Annotated in this window: 1 protein-coding gene; it reads left to right on the top strand. The window is 75.2% G+C overall.

The genetic code is table 11. The features are described from left to right. Positions 1 to 140: 140 nt before the first annotated feature. A partial coding sequence (locus tag PUR71_RS09315) for an ATP-binding cassette domain-containing protein (RefSeq protein WP_329925961.1) occupies positions 141 to 347 on the top strand: 207 nt, incomplete at its 3' end.

The following is a 347-nucleotide window of genomic DNA, read 5'->3' as shown; positions in this document are numbered from 1 at the left end:
GTGGTGCGCGGGTCGGGATGCTTGATGGTTGGGTGGGTTTGTGGTTGGGGAGGTACGGGTATGGGCGGGATGGACGGGGGCCGGGAATGGGGGTGGTGGCGGCGTTGTAGTTGGGTTTGGCGTTCGGGGGGCGGGTGTTGGTGGCCGGGGGCGAGGTGGTCGCGCTGCTCGGCCCGAACGGCGGCGTCAAGGCGACGCTGGTGGCCGTCCTCGCCGGGGACGTCGCTGCGGACGCCGGCGCGGTCCTCCTCCCCGGCCGCGCCCTCGGCGGCTACGGCGCCGCCGAACACGCCCGGCACCGCGCGCTGCTGCCCCAGGCGGCGGCGCTGTCCTTCCCGTTCCGGTCC

Source organism: Streptomyces sp. SP17BM10 (assembly GCF_036322405.1).
GTDB lineage: Bacteria > Actinomycetota > Actinomycetes > Streptomycetales > Streptomycetaceae > Kitasatospora.
Note: the sequence above shows the minus strand (reverse complement) of the source record. Positions and strands in the feature narration are given on the sequence as shown.